The organism is Arsukibacterium indicum, from assembly GCF_019100565.1.
Taxonomy (GTDB): domain Bacteria; phylum Pseudomonadota; class Gammaproteobacteria; order Enterobacterales; family Alteromonadaceae; genus Alishewanella; species Alishewanella indicum.
Map to the genome: position 1 here is coordinate 3,300 of NZ_JAHRID010000017.1, position 394 is coordinate 3,693.

The 394-nt window shown below is 47.2% G+C and carries 1 protein-coding gene and 2 tRNA genes; all 3 read left to right on the top strand.

The features are described from left to right. The first annotated feature begins 29 nt into the window (after positions 1 to 29). A tRNA-Gly gene (locus KQY15_RS18915) sits at positions 30 to 104 on the top strand. 13 nt (positions 105 to 117) lie between these two features. Then, positions 118 to 193 (top strand) — tRNA-Thr (locus KQY15_RS18920). 67 nt (positions 194 to 260) lie between these two features. Further along, a partial coding sequence (locus tag KQY15_RS18925) for a GTP-binding protein (protein WP_254795849.1) occupies positions 261 to 394 on the top strand: 134 nt, incomplete at its 3' end.

Sequence of the window (394 nt, forward strand, 5' to 3'; positions counted from 1 at the left end):
TCAGTCAGTCAAATAGCTACGAGTAGGCCGCGGGCATCGTATAATGGCTATTACCTCAGCCTTCCAAGCTGATGATGCGGGTTCGATTCCCGCTGCCCGCTCCAAAACATGTTACTTGCTGATATAGCTCAGGCGGTAGAGCGCATCCTTGGTAAGGATGAGGTCCCCAGTTCGATTCTGGGTATCAGCACCATCTTGTTCGCCTCTCGTTTGTATACAAATCAATTTATAACCGCCGTTTTGTTTAATAAGGGTTACTTATGGCTAAGGCTAAATTTGAACGCGTAAAACCGCACGTAAACGTAGGTACTATCGGCCACGTTGACCACGGTAAAACTACTCTGACAGCTGCTATCACTAACGTATTAGCTAAGACATACGGCGGTCAGGCATT